The organism is Burkholderia sp. AU33803, assembly GCF_002223095.1.
Classification (GTDB): Bacteria; Pseudomonadota; Gammaproteobacteria; order Burkholderiales; family Burkholderiaceae; genus Burkholderia.
On the sequence record NZ_NKFJ01000005.1, the window covers coordinates 267,774 to 288,795 of the forward strand.

The following is a 21,022-nucleotide window of genomic DNA, read 5'->3' on the forward strand; positions in this document are numbered from 1 at the left end:
CGTTGCCCCGACAACGATGGAGTCCCCCATGGCTTACAACCGTCGCTCGAAGCACATCACGCAAGGCGTGGCCCGCTCGCCGAACCGCTCGATGTATTACGCACTCGGCTACCAGAAGGACGATTTCGACAAGCCAATGATCGGCATCGCGAACGGCCATTCGACGATCACGCCGTGCAATTCCGGCCTGCAGCGCCTGTCGGACGCGGCCGTCGCGGCCGTGAAGGCGGCCGATGCGAACCCGCAGATCTTCGGCACGCCGACGATTTCGGACGGCATGTCGATGGGCACCGAAGGCATGAAGTACTCGCTCGTGTCGCGCGAGGTGATCGCCGACTGCATCGAGACCTGCGTGCAGGGGCAATGGATGGACGGCGTGGTGGTCGTCGGCGGGTGCGACAAGAACATGCCGGGCGGGATGATCGCGCTCGCGCGCCTGAACGTGCCGGGCATCTACGTGTATGGCGGCACGATCCGCCCCGGCAACTGGAAAGGCCGGGACCTGACGATCGTGTCGTCGTTCGAGGCGGTCGGCGAGTTCACCGCGGGCCGGATGTCGCAGGAGGATTTCGAAGGCGTCGAGCAGAACGCCTGCCCGACGTCGGGGTCGTGCGGCGGAATGTACACCGCGAACACGATGAGCTCGTCGTTCGAGGCGCTCGGGATGTCGCTGCTGTACTCGTCGACGATGGCGAACCCCGACCAGGAGAAGGTCGATTCGGCTGCCGAATCGGCGCGTGTGCTCGTCGAAGCCGTGAAGCGCGACCTGAAGCCGCGCGACATCATCACGAAGAAGTCGATCGAGAACGCGGTGTCGGTGATCATGGCGACGGGCGGCTCGACCAATGCGGTGCTGCACTACCTCGCGATCGCGCATGCGGCCGAGGTCGACTGGACGATCGAGGACTTCGAGCGCATCCGCAAGCGCGTGCCCGTGATCTGCGACCTGAAGCCGTCGGGGAAGTACGTCGCGACCGACCTGCACCGGGCCGGCGGGATTCCGCAGGTGCTGAAGATCCTGCTCGACGCGGGGCTGCTGCACGGCGACTGCATGACGATCACCGGCCGCACGCTCGCCGACGAACTGAAGGACGTGCCGAGCGTGCCGCGCGCGGACCAGGACGTGATCTTCCCGATCAACCGCGCGCTGTACAAGGAAGGCCATCTCGCCATCCTGAAGGGCAATCTCGCGGAAGACGGCGCGGTCGCGAAGATCACCGGCCTGAAGAACCCGGTGATCACGGGCCCGGCACGCGTGTTCGACGACGAGCAGAGCGCGATGGATGCGATTCTCGGCGACCGGATCCGCGCCGGCGACATCCTCGTGCTGCGCTACCTCGGCCCGAAGGGCGGCCCCGGCATGCCGGAAATGCTCGCGCCGACGTCGGCGATCATCGGCAAGGGGCTCGGCGAATCGGTCGGCTTCATCACCGACGGCCGCTTCTCGGGCGGCACCTGGGGGATGGTGGTCGGCCACGTCGCGCCCGAGGCGTTCGTCGGCGGCACGATCGCGCTCGTGCAGGAAGGCGACTCGATCACGATCGACGCGCACCAACTGCTGCTGCAACTGAACGTCGACGACGCGGAACTCGCGCGCCGTCGCGCCGCATGGCAACAGCCGGCGCCCCGCTACACGCGCGGCGTGCTCGCGAAATTCGCGGCGCTCGCCCGCCCGGCGAACCAGGGCGCCGTCACGGGTTGATCCGGGCACGTCGAGACATGCGACCCCGATAAACATGGCCGCCGGGGGAACGCGCAAAACGCGCTTTCCCTTTGCTTCTATAATGCGCGGACCATGTAGCCGGCCGTCCCCGCCGGCGGAGAACCGCATGAAACACTCGATATTGCGCGTCCTGCTCGCCACACTGCTGATCGGCAGCGGGGCAGCGGCGCGCGCCGACCAGGCCGACGGGCTCGCGCTCGCTCAGCGCAAGAACTGCATGGCCTGCCACGCGATCGGAAAGCCGCTGATGGGCCCGTCGTTCCACGACATCGCCGGCAAGTATGCGCCGCGCGGCGACGCGGTCGATTACCTTGCCCAGTCGATCGTGAAAGGCAGCGTCGGCGTATGGGGCGGCGTGCCGATGCCCGCCAATACGCAACTGACGAACAGCGAAGCCCACACGCTCGCGCAATGGGTGCTGTCGGTGCGCTGACCCGGACGCCCGGGGCCGATAGCCAACCCGCCGGATTCGGCCGACTGGCGGGCATGCCCGGCTCACCCGCGCAGTACCCCGCCGGTAGCCTCACCGGCCTTTACTGAGATCGCACCCCGCTTTGCAGCGAAACGCCCGTTGCTTAGCCGGAATGACCGGCGCGGCGCCGTGCGATCTCTTCGTCGACCGCGTCGCGGACCCAGCCCATCACCTCGGTTTCCAGCGCCAGCGCCACTTCGCGCGTGATCTGGCCGACCAGCCAGGCCGAGTGCTCATGCAGCGCATCGCGACAGCGGGCTTCGATCGCGTCGCGCCCTTCCCCGGTCAGATAGTTCGTCAGGCGATTGCGCAGGCGCTCGGCGATGTGCTGCGCATCTTCCGGCGTCAGCCCGGCTGCGGCAGCCGGCACTTCAGGCTGCAGCGCAGCGACTGGTACGACGGCCTCCGGCATGTGGGCTTCACGGGCGTGCCCCACTGACTCATGCGCCACCGCAGCGAACGCATGTTGCGGCGCATCGCTATCGGCCAGCGACGATTGCAGCGGCGCACGCATGGCCGCCGAATCTTCGGCGACCACGTGCTCCGCGGCGCCGGGTTCGGCCGGCGCATCGGTCTCGCCCATCGCTGCCGCGGCAGCCGTCGCCACGTCGCCCGGCAGTTCGACCGCCGGCACGTGCGGCGTCGGCACGCGTTCGACCACGACGGAATCGGGGTCACGTTCACTTTGGATGGAATCGGCCGGCGCCGCATCTGCGGCGGGCGGCGCGACCACGTCGGTGAGCACCGGAATCGCCGCGCGGGCGGGCGGCTGCGGCGCGTCGGGCGCGGCCGAGCGCGCCGGCACCGGCTTGCCCGGCACCAGCACGTCGGTCAGCGTCGGGATCGAGGATGAATCGGCTTCGGTCACGGGAACACTCCGTTGACGGTTGCGGCTAGCTGCCCTGCTTGTAGTTGTTCAGCGCGTAGCCGCGGTCGCGGTAGAACCGGTAGCGGTCGCGGCCTGCGGCCAGCTCGTCCGGCGCATTGCCGACCACTTCGAGCAGGCGCTCGAAGCGGGCGAACTGCGCGGGCACGGCCGCGCCGAGGTTCAGCAGCACGTGATGATGCGGCGCACGGTCGAGATCCGCGGCCAGCACGATCGGCGTGCCGGCTGCGTGCTCGCTGTCGACGCCGCAATGCGGGATGAAATCGAGCGGCGAGAACGTCCAGAGCCGCTCGTCGAGCGCGCGCAGGCGCGCGGGCTCGGCGAGCACGACGACCGGCTGCCCGGCCAGGTAGGCCTTGCGCAGCAGCCGGCACGCGTACGCGAGCGAATCGCCGACGTTCGAGTGGAAATCGATCCGCGTCATTGCCCGCGTACCCGCAGCGTCGTCAACACCGCCATCACTGGCCGGCGCGGTCGATCAGGAACTGCGCGAGCAGCGGCACCGGACGGCCCGTCGCACCCTTCGCCGCACCCCCCTTCCATGCGGTGCCCGCGATGTCGAGGTGGGCCCACGGATAGCTCTCGGTGAAGCGCGACAGGAAGCACGCGGCCGTCACGGCGCCGGCCGGGCGCCCGCCGATGTTCGCGAGATCCGCGAAGTTCGACTTCAGCTGATCCTGGTACTCGTCGTCGAGCGGCATGCGCCATGCCGGGTCGTTCGCTTCGCGCGATGCGTCGAGCAGCTCGCCCGCGAGCGCGTCGTTCGTCGAGAACAGGCCGCTGTTGTGGCCGCCCAGCGCGATCACGCACGCGCCCGTCAGCGTGGCAACGTCGATCACCGCAGCCGGCTTGAAGCGCTCGGCATACGTGAGCGCGTCGCACAGGATCAGACGGCCTTCGGCGTCCGTGTTCAGCACCTCGATCGTCAGGCCCTTCATGCTGGTGACGATGTCGCCCGGCTTCGTCGCGTTGCCGCCCGGCATGTTCTCGCAGGTCGGCACGATCGCGACGACGTTGATCTTCAGGCCCATCTCGGCGACCGCACGCATCGTGCCCAGCACGGAACCCGCGCCGCACATGTCGTACTTCATCTCGTCCATGCCCTCGCCCGGCTTCAGCGAGATGCCGCCCGTGTCGAACGTGATGCCCTTGCCGACCAGCACGACCGGCGCGGCCTTCGCGGCGGCGCCCTGGTAGTGCAGCACGATGAACTGCGGCGGCTCGACCGACGCGCGCGCGACCGACAGGAACGAGCCCATCTTCAGCGCCTGGATCTGCTTGAGGCCGAGCACTTCCGCCTTCAGGCCCCAATCCTTCGCGATCTTCTTCGCGGTGTTGCCGAGGTAGGTCGGCGTGCAGACGTTGCCCGGCAGGTTGCCGAGGTCGCGGGTGAGATCCATCCCGTTCGCGAGCGCGACGGCCTGCTTGACCGCGACCTTCGCGGCCTTTTCGTCGGACGGATCGACGCTGAACACGACACGCTTGAGCGTGTGCGACGCCGGCTCCGGCTTGCTCTTCATCTGCGTGAAGCGGTAGGTCTCGTTGCGCAGCGCGAGGATTGCCGCGCGCACGCCCCAGTCGGAGCTGCGCTCGTCGACCGGCAGTTGCGCGAGCGTGAACGTGACCTGGACGACCTTGGTCGCCAGCAGCGCGCGCCATGCGGCCGTCACGGCATCGTTATAGGCTTTCTGATTGAAAGCATCCTGCTTGCCGAGGCCGACGAGCAGCACGCGCGACGCGCCGATGCCCGACACTTCGTGCAGGAACAGCGTCTTGCCGCGCTTGCCGTCCATGTCGCCGGCCTTGATCACGCGCGAAATCAGCCCCTTGGTGGCCGTGTCGATATCGAGCGCCGCGCCCGACAGGGTCTGCGCCTCGAAGATGCCGAGCACGATGCAGTCAGACTTCCCGGTCAGGAACCCCTTCGCCTCGCCTTTGCTCCAATCACAGCCTTTTATGCTAAAGTCCATCGCGCTTGTCCTCGGATAAAATCTGGGCTAAGGATGAAAGCCGCAATTATCCGCTATTTTTCCCGTGGCGGCGCGAGCGCTCCACCACGCGTGCGCAGCCTCCCGCCCTCTTCTCATCAAGAATGATCTTCGAACGCTCCCTCCAGCGCGAGCTTGCGTATACGGCTGGCGCCGTGTTCATGGTGCTGCTCACGATCATGCTCACGACGATGATGATCCGCATCGTCGGCTACGCCGCGTCCGGTGAAATCGATCCGCGGGACGTCCTCGTGCTGATCGGCCTCACCGTGATCGGCTACCTCGCCGTGATGCTCGTCGTCACGCTGTTCGTGTCGATCCTGTTCGTGCTGACCCGGTGGTACCGGGACTCCGAAATGGTCGTGTGGCTCGCGTCCGGCGTGAGCCTTACGCGCCTCATCAAGCCGATCGGCGTGTTCGCCACGCCGATCATCCTGCTGATCGCCTTCTTCGCGTTCGTCGGCTGGCCGTGGTCGAACCAGCAAAGCAAGATGATCAAGGCGCGCTTCCAGCAGCGCGACGAGATCTCGCTGCTCGCGCCGGGCCAGTTCCGCGAATCGGCGTCGAACCACCGCGTGTTCTTCATCGAGAAGATGACGCCCGACCAGAGCAAGGTGCAGAACGTGTTCGTGACCTCGACCGAGAACGGCAAGGTCAACGTGGTCGTGTCGCAGACCGGGCACACGGAAACGCGAGACGGCAGCCGCTTCGTCGTCCTGGAGGACGGCCGCCGCTACGACGGCACGCCCGGCCAGCCGAACTTCAAGATCATGGAGTTCGAGCGCTACGGCGTGAAGATCACGAGCACCCCGGTCACCAACGTGCAGACCACCAACAGCACGCCGACCCCGGACCTGCTGCGCAACCCGACGAACGACAACCTCGCGGAATTCGCGTGGCGCGCCGGGCTGCCGCTGATCGCGATCAACCTGATGGTGCTCGGCATTCCGCTGTCGTACCAGAACCCGCGCCGCAGCCGCACGATCAACCTCGTGATGGCCGTGCTGATCTACCTCACGTACTCGAACCTGCTGAACGTGGTGCAGTCGCAGATCGAGCAGGGGAAGATGTCGTTCGGCGTCGGTCTCGTCGGCCTGCATCTGGTCGTCGCGGCGATCGTCGCGTTCATCTTCTGGTTGCGCGTGCGCAATCGTCCGCTGTTTACACGCGCGCTGTTCGGCCGCTCGGGAGCATGATCGATGCGGCTCTATGAAAAGTACTTCGCGCGACAGATCTACGTCACGTTCGTCTTCATCCTGTTCGCGTTCTCGGGCCTGTTCTTCTTCTTCGACCTGATCAGCGAACTGAACTCGGTCGGGCACGGCAACTACAAGTTCGGCTACGCGGTGCTGCGCGTCGCGCTGCAGACCCCGTCGCGCTTCTACGAAATCATCCCGGTCGCCGCGCTGATCAGCGCGATCTACGTGTTCGCGCAGATGGCCGCGAACTCGGAATTCACGATCTTCCGCGTGTCGGGCCTCGCGACCAACCAGGCGCTGCGCTCGCTGCTGAAGATCGGCGTGCCGCTCGTGATCGTCACCTACCTGATCGGCGAATTCGTCGGCCCGTACGCCGACCAGCTGTCCGAACGCGTGCGGCTGCAGGCGCTCGGTGCATCGGTGTCGTCGAACTTCCAGTCGGGCGTGTGGGTGAAGGACACGCTCGCGGCCCGTGAAAACGGCGAGCAGGTCACGCGTTTCGTCAACGTCGGCAGCCTGTCGCCCGACTCGACGATCAGCAACGTGCGCATCTACGAATTCGATTCGAAATTCCAGCTGCGCAACGTGCGGATCGCGCAGACGGGCCGCTACGAGCCGCCCGGCCACTGGCTGCTGAAGGGCGTCAACGAAACCGAGCTGACGCCGATCAAGCCGATCGCGGGCCAGCCGGCCGACGCGCTGAACCCTGTGTACCGGTCGCAGCAGGTATCGCTGCCCGAATACCGGCTGCGCTCGGACCTGACGCCGCAGATCCTGTCGGTGCTGCTCGTGTCGCCGGATCGCATGTCGATCATCAACCTGTTCCGCTACATCCAGCATTTGCGCGAGAACCAGCAGGACACGCAGCGCTACGACATCGCCCTGTGGCGCAAGCTGCTGTATCCATTCGCGGTGTTCGTGATGCTCGTGCTGTCGCTGCCGTTCGCGTACCTGCACACGCGTGCGGGCGTGGTCGGCGTGAAGGTGTTCGGCGGCATCATGCTCGGCATGAGCTTCCAGCTCCTCAACACGCTGTTCTCGCACATCGGCACGCTGAACACGTGGCCCGCGCCGCTCACCGCGGCGACGCCGGGCCTGATCTATCTCGCGCTCGGCCTGTTCGCGCTCAAGTGGGTCGACCGGCACTGAGCGCCGCGTCACGACGGAGGGTTCGACATGAGTTCGCACGGCATCATCCTGTTCGGCCACGGCGCGCGTGATCCGCGCTGGGCCGAGCCGTTCGAACGGCTCGCCGCGCGGCTGCGCGGCGCCCCCTCCCCCGCCGCACATGTGTCGCTCGCGTTCCTCGAACTGATGACGCCGTCGCTCGGTGACGCGGTCGCCGAGCAGGTCGCGGCCGGCTGCACGCACATCACCGTGGTGCCCGTGTTCTTCGGCCAGGGCGGCCATGTCCGCCGCGACCTGCCGCAACTCGTCGACGCGTGCCGCGCCGTGCATCCGGGTGTCGAGATCCGCTGCGCGACGGCCGTCGGCGAAGACGACGGCGTGCTCGACGCGATCGCGCGCTACTGCATCGACCAGATCGGCGACGACGCGTAAATCACGCCGTCACGGCCCACAAAGAAAAAGCGCCGGCTTCCGCCAGCGCTTTTTTCATTTGGGACTCCAGCCGGATTCCGCTCAGGCCGCATTTCGCAGCGCATCGCCCGCTTTCGCCTGCCCGGCGCGCTCGGCGAACGCATCGCCGATCATCAGCAGGCTCGGTTCGGCGGGATCGAGCCACGCCTGCGCGTCGCCCGCCGCCATCTGCCCGAGCGTCAGCGTCAGCGTGCGTTCGCGCGCGGTGCTGCACGCCTCGACGATCGCCACCGGCGTCGCCGGCGCACGGCCCGCGTCGATCAGTTCCTGCGCGATGCCGGGCGCGCTGTCGCGGCCCATGTAATAGACGATCGAATCGGCGCGCGCGGCTTCGCGAATCTCGTCGCTGCCCGGCGCGCGGCTGTGCGTCGCGAACGCGACGCTGCGCGACACGCCGCGCAACGTCAGCGAACGCTTCAGCGTCGCCGCGCCGGCCAGCGCCGCGGTGATGCCCGGCACGACCTCGTAGTCGATGCCGGCCGCTTCCAGCGCGCGCATCTCCTCTTCGGCGCGACCGAACAGCATCGGGTCGCCGCCCTTCAGCCGCACGACGCACGCGTGCTCGCGTGCCGCATCGACGATCTGCTTGTTGATGAAGTGCTGCGCGGTCGAGCGCTGCCCGCAGCGCTTGCCGACGGCGATCCGGCGCGCATTCGGCGCGTAGTCGAGCATCGCGGGCTCGACGAGCGCGTCGTGCAGCACGACGTCCGCCTGCTCGAGCAGCCGCGCGCCGCGCACCGTGATGAGGTCGGCCGCGCCCGGCCCTGCTCCGATCAGATACACCTTGCCCATGTTTGTCGCTTCGCCTTCCAGCGGGCGTCGGCTCCGGCCCGCGCCGCCGCGAAGCGGCGCGGTTGCCCGGTCATGCCGAGAACGCCCGGATCATCCCTGCGGCGACCGTGTGATGCGTCGCCTCGTCGATCAGCACGAACGCACCGGTACCCGGATGCGCGTCGTACGTGTCGCATACGATCGGCTTCTGCAGCGTCAGCTGCGACGCGGCCGATGTCGTTCATCTTCAGATCGTGACGGTCGGTCGCGTGCGACAACGTGTGCACGTCGAGCACCTGCTTGACGCCGCCGATCTTCGCGAACACCGTGCTGGTGGTCTGCTTCAGCAGGTATTTGCGCTGCGGCGACAGCGGCGTCTCGTCGAACCAGCACAGATCGGCTTCGAGCTTCTTCGCCGGCTCGACCGGCTCGCCGGACGTGACGAACATGTCGCCGCGCGACACGTCGACGTCTTCCGCGAGGCGGATCGTCACGGTCTGGCCCGCGAATGCGTGCGGCACGGACGCGGTGCCGCCCGGCACCGGCGCGACGATCTCGGCGACCGTCGCCGTGCGGTTCGACGGCAGCACGACGATCTCGTCGCCGACCTTCACTTCGCCCGACTCGATCCGGCCCATGTAGCCGCGGAAATCGTCCGCCGAGCTGCCGTCCTGGCGCGCGACCCACTGCACCGGGAAGCGCAGCGCGTCATGCGCCTGCGTCTCGACCGGCAGCGATTCGAGCACGTCGAGCAGCGGTTCGCCCGCGTACCACGGCATGCGCTCGCTCGCGCCGACGATGTTGTCGCCCTTCAGCGCCGACACCGGCACGAAGCGCACGTCGTTCAGGCCGAGCTGCTTCGCGAGCGTGACGTATGCGTCGCGGATCTCGTTGAAGCGCGCTTCGCTGTAGTCGACCAGGTCCATCTTGTTGATCGCGACGATCACGTGCTGCAGCCCGAGCAGCTTGACGATCGCGCTGTGGCGCTTGGTCTGCGGCAGGAGTTGCACGACACCGTTCTCGACCGTGATGCGCGTCGCGTCGATCAACACGATCGCCGCGTGCGCGGTCGATGCGCCCGTCACCATGTTGCGCGTGTACTGCTCGTGGCCCGGCGTATCGGCGATGATGAACTTGCGCTTCGCGGTCGCGAAGTAGCGGTACGCGACGTCGATCGTAATGCCCTGCTCGCGCTCGGCTTCGAGGCCGTCGGTCAGCAGCGCGAGGTCGAGCTCGTCGCCGACCGTGCGCTTGTTCTTCGCACGCGACAGCGCGGACAGCTGGTCGGACAGCACGGCCTTGCTGTCGTACAGCAGGCGACCGATCAGCGTGCTCTTGCCGTCGTCGACGCTGCCTGCGGTAATGAAGCGCAGCACGCCGAGGTCTTCGGTGTTCTCGATGATGCTCATGATGTGAATGTCCTCGTGTGCTTCAGAAATAACCTTGCTTCTTGCGCTGTTCCATCGCGGCTTCGGAGGCCTGGTCGTCCATCCGGGTCGCGCCGCGCTCGGTGATCTCGGTCACCGCCGTCTCGGCGATGATCTTCTCGACGTCGTCCGCGTCGCTCTCGACCGGGCACGTGCAGGAGATGTCGCCGACGGTGCGGAAGCGCACCTGCGCGAGCTCGCTCGTCTCGCCGTCACGCATCGGCGTGAGCGGCGTGACGGGCACGAGCAGCCCGTTGCGGCGCACGATCTCGCGCTGGTGCGCGTAATAGATCGACGGCAGTTCGAGGTTCTCGCGCGCGATGTACTGCCACACGTCGAGCTCGGTCCAGTTCGAGATCGGGAACACGCGCAGGTGCTCGCCCTTGTGCAGGCGGGCGTTGTACAGGCTCCACAGTTCCGGGCGCTGCGCCTTCGGATCCCATTGGCCGAATTCGTCGCGGAACGAGAAGATGCGCTCCTTCGCACGCGCCTTCTCTTCGTCGCGGCGCGCGCCGCCGATCAGCGCCGTATAGCCATGCTGCTCGATCGTCTCGAGCAGCGTGACGGCCTGCGCGGCATTGCGCGAATCGGTTTCGCGGCGCAGCACGACCGTGCCGCGCTTGATCGAATCCTCGACGTGGCCGACGACCAGCTCGGCGCCGAGCTCTTGCGCGCGGCGATCGCGGAAGTCGATCACTTCTTCGTAGTTGTGGCCCGTATCGATGTGCACGAGCGGGAACGGCAGCGTCGTCTTGCGGTTCGCGCCGAGGCCGAATGCCTTCAGCGCCAGATGCAGCACGACGACCGAATCCTTGCCGCCCGAGAACAACAGCGCCGGCTTGCTGCATTCGGCGACCAGTTCGCGCAGGATGTGGATCGACTCGGCTTCGAGCCAGTCGAGGTGGCCCATGCGGTTGTCGGCACCGGCGGGCGGGGCAAAGGCGGATTGCTCGAGCGTCGTGCTCATGATTTCAGTCCTTCTCTTCTGGGTTCGTGCCGCCCGCTGTCGCAGGCGGCGCAATATTCAGTTTCTTGTCAGGCTTTCAGTGCGTGGCGCCGGCAGCGGCGTCCGCGGGAATCGGCGTGATCGTCGTGATGTGCAAGCCGCATTCCTTCGTATCGCGCGACTCCCACCACCAGCGGCCCGCGCGGCTGTCCTCGCCGGGACGGATCGCCCGCGTACACGGCTCGCAGCCGATGCTCGGGTAGCCGCGTGCATGCAGCGGATTCACCGGCACGTCAAACGCGTTAAGGTACGCCCACACGTCGCTTTCCGTCCAGTCGGCGAGCGGGTTGTACTTCGCGATCCCGCGCGCTTCGTCCTGTTCTTCCTCGTGCAGCTCGGCACGCGTGACCGACTGCTCGCGACGCTGGCCGGTGACCCATGCGTCGACGTCGGCGAGCGCGCGATTCAACGGCTCGACCTTGCGGATGTGGCAGCACGACTTGCGCAGCTCGACGCTCTCGTAGAACGCATTCAGGCCGTGCTCCGCGACATACTGGTCGACCGCGTCCTGCTGCGGATGGAACTGCTCGATCTCGTAGCCGTAGCGCTCGCGCACACGGTCGATCATGCCGAGCGTTTCCGCGTGCAGGCGGCCCGTGTTCAGCGAGAAGATGCCGATCCGCACGCCCTTCGACAGGATCGCATGCGTCAGCAGCATGTCTTCCGCCGCGAGGCTGCTCGCGAACTTCACCTTCTCGTGACGGGCACCGATCTGCGCGAGCAGCGCATCGAGGCGCTCGACCTTCGCCGCGAGTTCCGGCGTCAGCGCGGTGGCGGTCGCGGTGCTCATGCGTTCACCTTCGCTTGTGCCGCTGCGGCGCGGCGGCGGAACAGCGGTTCGGGCTGGTCGAACGCGCCCTGGTAACGCTGCGTGAATTCCGTGAACGCATTCAGCGCGTCGTGGATGTCCTTGTCGGCACGCACCGCGTAGGCGTCGAAGCCGCAACGCGACATGTACAGCAACTGGTCGCGCAGCACGTCGCCGATCGCGCGCAGTTCACCCGTCCAGCCGTGGCGCTCGCGAAGCAGGCGCGCGATGCTGTAGCCGCGACCGTCCGCGAAGCGCGGGAAATCGACCGCGATCAGCGAAATCGCGCCGAAATCGGCCACGAGATCGGCCGGCTCGCTGTCCGGTGCGAGCCACACGCCGAGCTCGTCCTTCGTCTTCGCGGCGACGAGCGCCGCGCGCTCGGCCTGCCACAACGCGAACGGCACCAGCACCTTGCCGGCCGGCAACGCGTCGACCGCGGGCAGTGCACCGTCTTCCGCCGCGCGCACGACCTGCCATGCATCGTCGATCACTGCGCGGTTCTTGATAATCGAAGCCATCTGCTAATTCCTTCTACCCGGTTGGTTACGCGTTCACTGCCTGGCGCGCCGCATACACGCGCTCCTTGAACGGCGCGATGCCGATGCGATCGTACGTGTCGACGAAGCGCTCGCCGTCGACGCGCGATTCGACGAACGTGTCGATCAGCTTCGCGATCACGTCGGGCACTTCTTCCGCCGAGAACGACGGCCCGATCACGCGGCCGAGGCGCGCGCCGTTCCGGCCCGTGCCCTGCTCGCCGCCGAGCGACACCTGGTACCACTCGGCGCCGTCCTTGTCGACGCCGAGGATGCCGATGTTGCCGACGTGGTGGTGACCGCACGAGTTCATGCAACCGGAAATGTTCAGCGACAGGTCGCCGAGGTCGTACACATAGTCGAGATCGTCGAAGCGCTGCTGGATCGCCAGCGCGATCGGGATCGACTTCGCGTTCGCGAGCGAGCAGAAGTCGCCGCCCGGGCACGCGATGATGTCGGTCAGCAGGCCGATGTTCGGCGTCGCGAAACCGGCTGCCTTCGCCTTTTCCCACAGGGCGAACAGGTCGCGCTTCTTCACGTTCGCGAGAATCAGGTTCTGCTCGTGCGACACGCGCAGCTCGCCGAACGAGTACGCGTCGGCCCAGTCGGCCACCAGCTCCATCTGCTGGTCGGTCGCGTCACCCGGCGCGACACGGTGATCCTTCAGCGACAGCGTGACGGCGGCATACCCGGCCACCTTGTGCGGGGCGACGTTACGCTCGACCCAGCGCGCGAACGCCTTGTTCTCGAGCAGGTGCTGTTCGAACGATGCGTCGGTATCGGGCAGCTTCTCGTAGACGGGCGGCTGGAAGTACTGCGACACGCGGTCGACTTCCGCCTGCGTGAGCGTCGACGGGCCGTCCTTCAGGTGCTGCCACTCTTCCTCGACCTGCTGCGCGAACTTCGCGGGCGACAACGCCTTCACGAGGATCTTGATGCGCGCCTTGTACAGGTTGTCGCGGCGGCCGTAACGGTTGTACACGCGCAGCACGGCTTCGCAATAGGTGAGCAGGTGCTGCCACGGCAGGTCTTCCTTGATCACCGCGCCGATGATCGGCGTACGGCCGAGGCCGCCGCCCGCGAGGATGCTCGCGACCACTTCGCCCTGCGCGTTCTTCTTCAGGTACACGCCGAGGTCGTGGATCTGCACGGCCGCACGGTCGTCCTTCGAGCCCGACACCGCGATCTTGAACTTGCGCGGCAGCCAGGCGAATTCGGGATGGAACGTCGACCACTGACGCAGGATTTCCGACCACGGACGCGGATCGATCTCTTCGTCCTGCGCGACGCCGGCGAACTGGTCGGCGGTGATGTTGCGGATGCAGTTGCCCGACGTCTGGATGCCGTGCATCTGCACCGACGCGAGCTTCGCGAGGATCTCGGGCGTTTCTTCCAGCTTGATCCAGTTGAACTGGATGTTCGAGCGGGTCGAGAAGTGACCGTAGCCGCGGTCGTGTTCGCGGGCAATGCGCGCCAGCATCCGGAGCTGGTCGCTGCGCAGGTTGCCGTACGGAATCGCGATGCGGTGCATGTACGCGTGGCGCTGCATGTACAGGCCGTTCTGCAGGCGCAGCGGACGGAACTCGTCTTCGCTCAACTCGCCCGACAGCCGGCGGCGCACCTGATCGCGGTACTGCGCGACACGCTCGTCGACGATCGTCTGGTCGTATTGGTCGTACTGATACATTCGGGGACCCCAGGGTTTTCGTGGTGACCGCGCGACGTCCTAGCCACGTCGCGCCCGAATCTCCGTTCCGCCGCTATCGCCGGCCTTCCGCTGCCCGGCTGGATTGCTAATGACGAAAACAGATATCCATATTTGAAAAACTCCGGTGAATCGTAATAAACTCGCCTTATATTTCAAACGACTAAAAAATTCTGTTGATATGCGGAAGGGTTATAAATGAACCTGCACCAATTTCGCTTCGTGCGCGAGGCCGTCCGGCAGAATTTCAACCTCACCGAGGCCGCCAAGGCGCTCTACACGTCGCAACCGGGGGTATCGAAGGCGATCATCGAGCTCGAGGACGAGCTGGGCGTCGAGATCTTCACGCGGCACGGCAAGCGCGTGCGCTCGCTCACCGAGCCGGGCCGGATCATCCTCGCGTCGGTCGAGCGGATTCTCCAGGAGGTTGAAAGCCTCAAAAGGGTCGGGAAGGATTATGCCGCGCAGGATCAGGGCAACCTGACCATCGCCGCGACCCACACGCAGGCCCGCTACTCGTTGCCGGCCGCGATCGCCGAGTTCAAGAAGCGCTTCCCGAAGGTCCACCTGTCGATCCTGCAGGGCAGCCCGACGCAGGTGGCCGAGATGGTGATCCACGACCAGGCCGATCTCGCGATCGCGACCGAGGCGATCTCCGACTACAAGGAACTCGTGTCGCTGCCCTGCTTCCAGTGGCACCACGCGGCCGTCGTGCCGGCCGACCATCCGCTGCTCGAGCGCAAGCCGGTCACGCTCGACGACCTCGCGCAGTACCCGCTGATCACGTACGACGACGCGTTCGCGGGCCGCAAGAAGATCAACCATGCGTTCGCGCTGCGCGGGCTGTCGCCGGACATCGTGCTCGAGGCGATCGACGCCGACGTGATCAAGACCTACGTCGAGCTCGGCCTCGGCGTCGGCATCATGGCCGACATCGCGTTCAATCCCGAGCGCGACCGCGGCCTGCGGCTGATCCCGGTCGGCCACCTGTTCGGCAGCAACGTGACGCGCGTCGCGCTCAAGCAGGGCGCCTACCTGCGCAGCTATGTGTATACGCTGGTCGAACTGCTGTCGCCGACGCTGAACCGCAAGCTGATCGAGCAGGCGCTCAAGGGCGAATCCGAATCGTACGAACTCTGAGCGGCGTGTATAAACACGGGGGCGCACATCGCGCCCCTTTTTGCTGTCCGACGGAGAATTCCGCATGACGCTTCCCGCCCTGTTGCGCCGCGCCACTGCCGGCGCCCTCGTACTGGCCTGCGCCGCCGCGCATGCAGATCTGAAGGTCGGCGTCGACCTGTCGTCGACCGGCCCGGCCGCCGCGATCGGCATCACGAGCAAGAACGCGATCCTGATGTGGCCGAAGACGATCGCAGGGCAGCCGGTGCAGGTGACGGTGCTCGACGATGCGTCCGACCCGGGCACCGCGGTGCGCAACATCCGCAAGCTGGTCGACGAGGATCATGTCGACGTCGTGGTCGGGCCGAACATCACGCCGGCCGCGCTCGCGGCGCTCGATGCGGTGGCCGCCGGGCAGACGCCGATGATCACGCTGGTCGGCTCCGGCGCGATCGTCGAGCCGCAGGAAGGCGCGCGGACCTGGGCGTTCAAGATGGCGCAGAGCGACCGCGCGATGGCGGACGTGATGACGCGCTATATGGCGAACCACGGCGTGAAGACGGTCGGCTTCATCGGCTTCGCGGACAGCTACGGCGACAGCTGGCTGAACGAGTTCACACGCTTCGCGGACCTGCGCAAGATCCGCGTGGTCGCGACCGAGCGCTTCAACCGCACCGACGCGAGCGTCACGGGCCAGGCGCTGAAGCTGATCGCGGCGAAACCCGACGCGATCCTGATCGCGGGCTCGGGCACGCCGGCCGTGCTGCCGCAGCGCACGCTGATCGAGCGCGGCTACAAGGGCCCGGTCTACCAAACGCACGGGATCGCGACACCGGAATTCATCAAGCTGGGCGGCAAGGACGTCGACGGGACGCTGTTCCCGACCCAGCCGGTGGTCGTCGCGCGCACGCTGCCGGCCGATCATCCGGCCCGCAAGGCCGCGCTCGCGTTCGTCGACGCGTACGAAGCGAAGTACGGCGCCGGCACGGTCACACAGTTCGCGGGCGACGCGGCGGGCGTCTACCCGCGCCTCGCCGACGCGGTCGGCCGCGCGCTGAAGGCCGCGCAGCCCGGCACGCCGGCGTTCCGCGCGGCGCTGCGGCGCGAGCTGGAACACGCGCACGAGCTGGTCGTGCCGAACGGGGTCGTCAACACGAGCGACAAGGACCATGTGGGACTCGACCAGCGTGCGAGCGTGATGGGGATCGTCAAGCAGGGCCGGTTCGTCTACCTGAGTCAGTGACTTGGGCGGCCCGCAACCGGGCAGCTTGCCCGGCGGCAGGATTTCGGACATAATCCGCGTTTCGCCGCGCACCATCGCATGCGCGGCCAGGATCAAGCCCAGGTGGTGAAATTGGTAGACGCAGGGGACTCAAAATCCCCCGCCGCAAGGCGTGCCGGTTCGATTCCGGCCCTGGGCACCAGCATTCTCGCAGCGTGAAGCGCTGCGCCTTCCGAAACCCGCGCAAGCTCGCCGCTTCGCGGGTTTTTTGTTTTTGTCGCGCACCGCAACGCGTGCCCCCGTGCAACAGTCCAAGCGTCATGAGGATGCGCGGCACGGAGGCTCGCCATGTCCATGCGCCCGATTTCATCTCCGCTCTGCCGCCGCGCGCTCGCCCTGGTGCTGTCGATCATGCTGGCCGGCTGCGACATCCTGACCGCGCCGCCGGTGCCCGACTGGCCGGGCCCGCACGCGCCCTATCCGTTCCCGGACAGCATTCCGCATCGCACCGAATGAATCGACGGGAAGGCCATCGTCGGCACGTCGAGCCGAGTTCAGGCTCAGGCCATCAACGCCCGCACGAAGTCGAGAAACACGCGCACCTTCGCGGAAACGAGATTGGACGCGTGGTGATATGCGTAGAGCGGAAACGTCTCGTCCGCCCATTCCGGCAGCAGCAGCACCAGCCGCCCGTCGGCAAGGATGTCGCGCGCATAGAGTTCCAGCAGCTGGGCAATTCCCGCGCCGCCCAGGCACGCGCCGAGCAGCATGCCCGTATCGTTGACCATCAGCCGGCCGGCGGCATCGAACGGCACCACCTCCTTGCCGCGATGAAACGCCCATTCGAACGGCCGCCCCGTCACCGGATCGCGGATCAGCACGCAGCGATGCCCGTTCGCGAGATCCCGCGGGTGCCGCGGTTCGCCGTGACGCGCGACATAGGCCGCCGACGCGCAGGTCAGCACGCGCGTTTCCAGCAGCAGCCGCGCACGGTATGACGAAGGCTCGGGAATGCCGAACCGCACCGCCACGTCGAAACCGTCGGCGACGAGGTCGCCCATCCGGTCACGCACGCTGATTTCGACGGACAGGTCGGGAAAGCGGTCGAGAAACTCGACCATCTTCGGCGCCAGCACGTAGTGGCCGAACGTCGCGTCGACGTTGACGCGCAGCCGCCCCCTGACACGCGCCTTCGACTGGCCGGCGTTGATCGCCGCGTCCTCGATGCCGGCCAGCAGCGGCGCGACCGCTTCATAGAAGCGCCGCCCTTCGTCGGTCAGCGTGATCGCACGGGCCGTGCGGTTGAAGATCCGGATGCCGACGCGCTCCTCCAGCCGGGCGACGGCACGGCTCACCGCCGGCTGCGTCAACCCCATCGCCTCGCCGGCGCGCGCAAAGGTGCCGGCCTCGATCACCGCCGAGAGCACGCCGATCCCGCTCAACAGCCTGCTGTCGAATGTCATGAGACATACTTTTAGTCATTCTTGATCTGATCAGTATTCATTATTCTTATTAATCGAGGAAGCCTACATTAGTCCTGTCGCCGGATCGCACGGCACTCACGAACCAAGGAGCAGGACATGAGCACATCGGAACAGGTCGCCCTCGTCACGGGCTCGTCGCGCGGCATCGGTGCGGAAATCGCCCGCCGTCTCGCCCGCGACGGTTTCAGGGTCGTCGTGAACTATGCGGGCGGCGCCGGCCCCGCGCAGGAAGTGGTCGACGCGATCGTCGCCGGCGGCGGCCATGCTATCGCGGTGCAGGCGAACGTCGCCGATCCGGCGGCCGTGGCCGCGCTGTTCGACGCCGCACAACAAGCATTCGGCGGTCTGGATGTGGTGGTCAACTCCGCGGGCGTGATGAAGCTGGCGACCATCGCCGACTGCGACGATGCGCTCTTCGACGAAACGATCACCATCAACGTGAAAGGCACGTTCAACGTCTGCCGCGAAGCGGCCAGGCGGGTGCGCGACGGCGGACGCATCATCAACCTGTCGACCAGCGTGATCGGCATGCGCATGCCGACTTACGGTGTGTACGTCGCCAGCAAGGCGGCGGTCGAAAGCCTGACGCAGGTGCTCGCGCAGGAGATGCGCGGCCGCGGCATCAGCGTGAACGCCGTCGCGCCGGGACCGGTCGCGACCGAGTTGTTCCTGCAGGGCAAGAGCCCCGAACTCGTCGATCGGCTCGCGAAGCTGAATCCGCTCGAGCGGCTCGGCCAGCCCGACGACATCGCGCGCGTGGTCGCCTTCCTCGCCGGCCCGGACGGCGCGTGGGTCAACGGCCAGGTCCTGCGCGCCAACGGCGGCATGTGCTGACCGGCCGCCTGCCACGCCCGCCGCTTAGCGGAGAGCGATCATGAAGGAAGTCATTCTCGTCACGGGCGCGTCCAGCGGCTTCGGCCTGCTGACGGCCCAGGCGCTCGCCCGCGCCGGCCATACCGTCTACGCGTCGCCGCCCCGGCCGGCAAGCGCCCGTACCGCGTGTTCGTCGATCCGTCGCAGGACGGTGCGGAGGAAGGGTTCCGCGTCGGCGATCGCATTCGCCGCGAGATGTTCAGGAACATCGGCCTCGCCGACCTGCTCGCGGCCCGCGTCGGCGGCTGATCCACCGTGCGCAGGTCACGCCGGCGCGCCTCAGCCTGGCTCGCAGAAGCCGAGGATCGCGTCGGCGACCGCCGCCGGCGCCTCGCGCTGCGGAAAGTGGCCGACACCGTCCAGCACCTGGCGCGCGTAGCGCCCTGCAAAGAACCGCTCGCGGCCGGCCGAGCTGTCCGGATGATTGCAGGTGTCCGCGCCGCCGTGCAGTACGAGCGTCGGCAGCGCCAGCACCGGTGCGGGATTCAGCCGCGCATCGTCGTCGGCATAGGCCGGCGTGCCCGGTGCGAATCCCCATCGATGCCGGTACGAATGCAGGACGACGTCGATCCAGTCGGGCCCGTCGAACGCGGCGGCGGCCGCGTCGAAATCGCTGTCGCGATACCAGCCCGGCGGCGACCACGTGTCCCACATCAGGCGGGCAAACGCGCGGCGATCATCGCGCAACGCCTGCTCGCCACGCGGCGTCGCCATGAACCAGTGATACCAGTAGTTGCGCGCCTGCTGCAGCGACAGCGGCTGCCCGGGATCGTTGGTGCCGTACCCGACCGACAGCATCACGAGATGCGATGCGGCACCTTCACGCAGCCCGCACGCGTTCGCGGCCGCCCGCGCACCCCAGTCGTGCCCGACCAGCACGGGCCGCTCGAGGCCGAGCGCATCGACGAAGTCGAGCAGGTCGCGCCCGAGCGCCGCGAGCTGGCCGCTGCGCGGCACGGATGCATCGCGAAAGCGGGTCGGGGCAAAACCGCGCAGCGCGGGCGCGAGCACGCGGCAGCCGTGCGCGGCGAGCCTCGCCGCAACCGCCTCCCAGCCGACCGGGCTGTCCGGCCAGCCGTGCAGCAGCACGACCACGCGCTCGCCGCGCGGATTCCATTCGAGGTAGGCAACGTCGAGCGACGCGGTCGTCGCATGCGCATAGGTCGTCATCGTGCACTCCGTTGGGTCGATCCGAGTGCACGATGGTAGGCCGGCATTTCATCACGATTCACGGAGTATCATGATTCATTCTTCGAGTATCACGTTGAATTGATCCATGGAACCGCTGACCGATCCCGCGTCGACCTCGCTCGACATCACGCTGCTGCGCACCTTCCTCGAAGTCGTCGACAGCCGCGGGTTCGCGCCGGCCGCGGAACGGCTCGCGCTGACGCCGTCCGCCGTCAGCGGCCACATCAAGCGGCTCGAACAGGCAGCCGGCACGGTGCTGCTCGCGCGCACCACCCGTCGCATCGCGCTCACGCCGGCCGGCGACACGCTGTACGCCTATGCACGCAACATCGTCGACATGGAGCGCGAAGTGCGCGCGAGGCTGCGCGGCGCGCCGGCGCACGGGCCGCTGCGGGTCGGCGCATCGGAGGATTTTGCTGGTGCGTGGCTGCCGCACGTGCTGCGCACGTTTCGCGACCGCCACCCGCGCACGTCGATCGAGCTGAAAGTCGGGATCACCGCGTCGCTGCTGCGCGAGCAAACACTCGGCCGGCTCGACGTCGTGTTCGGCAAGCAATGCCGGCAGGTCGACACGCCGGGCGAACTGCTGTGGGAAGAACCGCTCGTGTGGGCGTTCGCGTCGGATCGCACGCTCGACGCCGGCGGCGACGTGCCGCTCGCGCTGTTTCCGCAGCCGTGCGTCTATCGCGAAGCCGCCGTCGCGGCACTCGCCGCTGCGCTGCGGCCGTTCCGCGTGCTGTTCGAGAGCAGCAGCATGGCCGGCTGCGTGTCGGCCGCGCTCGCGGGCTTCGCGGTCACCGCGCTGGCGCGCAGCCAGTTGCGCGACGGCCTGCGCGAATGCGGCCCGCAGGACGGCCTGCCGGCGCTCCCGGCCGCGCGTTTCTACGCGTTCGCGGCGAAACCGGACGGCGCCGGTGCGGCGTTGATCGACGCTGTGCGGGAAACCGGGCGCAACCGGCAGTTCGCGGCGCTGCCCGGCTGAAACAGGCACGACGGCACGCAGCACAACC

Annotated in this window: 21 protein-coding genes, 1 tRNA gene and 2 pseudogenes; 13 read left to right on the forward strand and 11 right to left on the reverse strand. The window is 67.3% G+C overall.

Going from position 1 to position 21,022, the window contains the following annotated elements:
• Nucleotides 1-28: 28 nt before the first annotated feature.
• Entirely contained in the window at nt 29-1,702 is a 1,674-nt protein-coding gene (gene ilvD, locus CFB41_RS13095) for a dihydroxy-acid dehydratase (protein ID WP_089456766.1), read from the forward strand.
• A gap of 127 nt (nt 1,703-1,829) precedes the next feature.
• The gene (locus CFB41_RS13100; RefSeq protein WP_089426118.1) at nt 1,830-2,156 is read left to right on the forward strand and encodes a c-type cytochrome; all 327 of its coding nucleotides are present in this window, start codon (nt 1,830-1,832) and stop codon (nt 2,154-2,156) included.
• Between the two features lie 142 nt (nt 2,157-2,298).
• Here CFB41_RS13100 and CFB41_RS13105 read toward each other — a convergent pair whose 3' ends face one another.
• From CFB41_RS13105 to CFB41_RS13115, 3 genes are read right to left on the reverse strand one after another with little or no spacing between them, the layout of a single operon-like run.
• On the reverse strand, nt 2,299-3,063 hold the full coding sequence (locus tag CFB41_RS13105; RefSeq protein ID WP_089456767.1) for a DUF2486 family protein: 765 nt from the start codon (nt 3,061-3,063) through the stop codon (nt 2,299-2,301).
• 25 nt (nt 3,064-3,088) lie between these two features.
• Nucleotides 3,089-3,505, reverse strand: a complete 417-nt coding sequence (locus tag CFB41_RS13110; protein ID WP_039368072.1) for a DNA polymerase III subunit chi — start codon at nt 3,503-3,505, stop codon at nt 3,089-3,091.
• A gap of 34 nt (nt 3,506-3,539) precedes the next feature.
• On the reverse strand, nt 3,540-5,051 hold the full coding sequence (locus tag CFB41_RS13115) for a leucyl aminopeptidase (RefSeq protein ID WP_089440818.1): 1,512 nt from the start codon (nt 5,049-5,051) through the stop codon (nt 3,540-3,542).
• Nucleotides 5,052-5,173: 122 nt separating this feature from the next.
• Between CFB41_RS13115 and lptF the strand changes: the two genes are divergently transcribed.
• The 3 genes from lptF to CFB41_RS13130 are packed head-to-tail and all read left to right on the forward strand — an operon-like array spanning nt 5,174 to nt 7,828.
• Complete coding sequence (lptF, locus tag CFB41_RS13120) at nt 5,174-6,265, forward strand: LPS export ABC transporter permease LptF (protein ID WP_089426121.1); 1,092 nt, start codon at nt 5,174-5,176, stop codon at nt 6,263-6,265.
• A gap of 3 nt (nt 6,266-6,268) precedes the next feature.
• Nucleotides 6,269-7,417 carry an LPS export ABC transporter permease LptG gene (gene lptG / locus CFB41_RS13125; RefSeq protein ID WP_089440819.1) on the forward strand — a complete coding sequence of 383 codons (1,149 nt, stop codon included), beginning with the start codon at nt 6,269-6,271 and terminating at the stop codon, nt 7,415-7,417.
• A 27-nt stretch (nt 7,418-7,444) separates the two neighbouring features.
• Entirely contained in the window at nt 7,445-7,828 is a 384-nt protein-coding gene (locus tag CFB41_RS13130; RefSeq protein ID WP_089456768.1) for a sirohydrochlorin chelatase, read from the forward strand.
• Between the two features lie 81 nt (nt 7,829-7,909).
• Here the strand turns inward: CFB41_RS13130 and cobA are convergent, their stop codons facing one another.
• The 6 genes and pseudogenes from cobA to CFB41_RS13160 all read right to left on the reverse strand — a co-directional run bounded on the left by cobA (nt 7,910) and on the right by CFB41_RS13160 (nt 14,105).
• The gene (gene cobA / locus CFB41_RS13135) at nt 7,910-8,659 is read right to left on the reverse strand and encodes a uroporphyrinogen-III C-methyltransferase (RefSeq protein ID WP_089440821.1); all 750 of its coding nucleotides are present in this window, start codon (nt 8,657-8,659) and stop codon (nt 7,910-7,912) included.
• A gap of 70 nt (nt 8,660-8,729) precedes the next feature.
• A pseudogene (locus CFB41_RS13140) lies at nt 8,730-10,047 on the reverse strand (sulfate adenylyltransferase subunit 1).
• Nucleotides 10,048-10,069: 22 nt separating this feature from the next.
• Nucleotides 10,070-11,032 carry a sulfate adenylyltransferase subunit CysD gene (gene cysD, locus CFB41_RS13145; protein WP_034192618.1) on the reverse strand — a complete coding sequence of 321 codons (963 nt, stop codon included), beginning with the start codon at nt 11,030-11,032 and terminating at the stop codon, nt 10,070-10,072.
• 76 nt (nt 11,033-11,108) lie between these two features.
• Nucleotides 11,109-11,861: a phosphoadenylyl-sulfate reductase gene (locus tag CFB41_RS13150; RefSeq protein ID WP_089456769.1), complete on the reverse strand. Its 753-nt coding sequence runs from the start codon at nt 11,859-11,861 to the stop codon at nt 11,109-11,111.
• Nucleotides 11,858-12,400 carry a DUF934 domain-containing protein gene (locus tag CFB41_RS13155; RefSeq protein ID WP_089456770.1) on the reverse strand — a complete coding sequence of 181 codons (543 nt, stop codon included), beginning with the start codon at nt 12,398-12,400 and terminating at the stop codon, nt 11,858-11,860. Before CFB41_RS13155 ends, CFB41_RS13150 begins: the two co-directional genes overlap by 4 nt.
• Before the next feature lie 25 nt (nt 12,401-12,425).
• Nucleotides 12,426-14,105, reverse strand: coding sequence for a nitrite/sulfite reductase (locus CFB41_RS13160; RefSeq protein WP_089456771.1), 1,680 nt, complete (start codon nt 14,103-14,105; stop codon nt 12,426-12,428).
• A 216-nt stretch (nt 14,106-14,321) separates the two neighbouring features.
• On the opposite strand from CFB41_RS13160, the gene CFB41_RS13165 reads away from it, so the two are divergent.
• The 4 genes from CFB41_RS13165 to CFB41_RS38105 all read left to right on the forward strand — a co-directional run bounded on the left by CFB41_RS13165 (nt 14,322) and on the right by CFB41_RS38105 (nt 16,980).
• Complete coding sequence (locus CFB41_RS13165) at nt 14,322-15,263, forward strand: CysB family HTH-type transcriptional regulator (protein WP_027785173.1); 942 nt, start codon at nt 14,322-14,324, stop codon at nt 15,261-15,263.
• Nucleotides 15,264-15,327: 64 nt separating this feature from the next.
• Nucleotides 15,328-16,485: an ABC transporter substrate-binding protein gene (locus CFB41_RS13170; RefSeq protein ID WP_089456772.1), complete on the forward strand. Its 1,158-nt coding sequence runs from the start codon at nt 15,328-15,330 to the stop codon at nt 16,483-16,485.
• 96 nt (nt 16,486-16,581) lie between these two features.
• Nucleotides 16,582-16,666 (forward strand) — tRNA-Leu (locus CFB41_RS13175).
• 146 nt (nt 16,667-16,812) lie between these two features.
• On the forward strand, nt 16,813-16,980 hold the full coding sequence (locus CFB41_RS38105) for a hypothetical protein (RefSeq protein WP_179243653.1): 168 nt from the start codon (nt 16,813-16,815) through the stop codon (nt 16,978-16,980).
• 44 nt (nt 16,981-17,024) lie between these two features.
• Here the strand turns inward: CFB41_RS38105 and CFB41_RS13180 are convergent, their stop codons facing one another.
• Nucleotides 17,025-17,927 (reverse strand): LysR family transcriptional regulator, encoded by a 903-nt coding sequence (locus CFB41_RS13180; protein WP_089456773.1) that lies wholly within the window; start codon nt 17,925-17,927, stop codon nt 17,025-17,027.
• A gap of 117 nt (nt 17,928-18,044) precedes the next feature.
• On the opposite strand from CFB41_RS13180, the gene CFB41_RS13185 reads away from it, so the two are divergent.
• The 3 genes and pseudogenes from CFB41_RS13185 to CFB41_RS38585 all read left to right on the forward strand — a co-directional run bounded on the left by CFB41_RS13185 (nt 18,045) and on the right by CFB41_RS38585 (nt 19,070).
• Entirely contained in the window at nt 18,045-18,782 is a 738-nt protein-coding gene (locus CFB41_RS13185) for an SDR family oxidoreductase (RefSeq protein ID WP_089440828.1), read from the forward strand.
• Between the two features lie 40 nt (nt 18,783-18,822).
• Nucleotides 18,823-18,928, forward strand: a pseudogene (locus CFB41_RS38930) (SDR family NAD(P)-dependent oxidoreductase); the annotation flags it as partial.
• A 19-nt stretch (nt 18,929-18,947) separates the two neighbouring features.
• Nucleotides 18,948-19,070, forward strand: coding sequence for a hypothetical protein (locus tag CFB41_RS38585; RefSeq protein ID WP_373558623.1), 123 nt, complete (start codon nt 18,948-18,950; stop codon nt 19,068-19,070).
• A 30-nt stretch (nt 19,071-19,100) separates the two neighbouring features.
• Here CFB41_RS38585 and CFB41_RS13195 read toward each other — a convergent pair whose 3' ends face one another.
• Nucleotides 19,101-19,991: an alpha/beta fold hydrolase gene (locus tag CFB41_RS13195; protein WP_089456774.1), complete on the reverse strand. Its 891-nt coding sequence runs from the start codon at nt 19,989-19,991 to the stop codon at nt 19,101-19,103.
• A 106-nt stretch (nt 19,992-20,097) separates the two neighbouring features.
• Between CFB41_RS13195 and CFB41_RS13200 the strand changes: the two genes are divergently transcribed.
• Nucleotides 20,098-20,994 carry a LysR family transcriptional regulator gene (locus CFB41_RS13200; RefSeq protein WP_089456775.1) on the forward strand — a complete coding sequence of 299 codons (897 nt, stop codon included), beginning with the start codon at nt 20,098-20,100 and terminating at the stop codon, nt 20,992-20,994.
• The last annotated feature ends 28 nt before the right edge of the window (nt 20,995-21,022 follow it).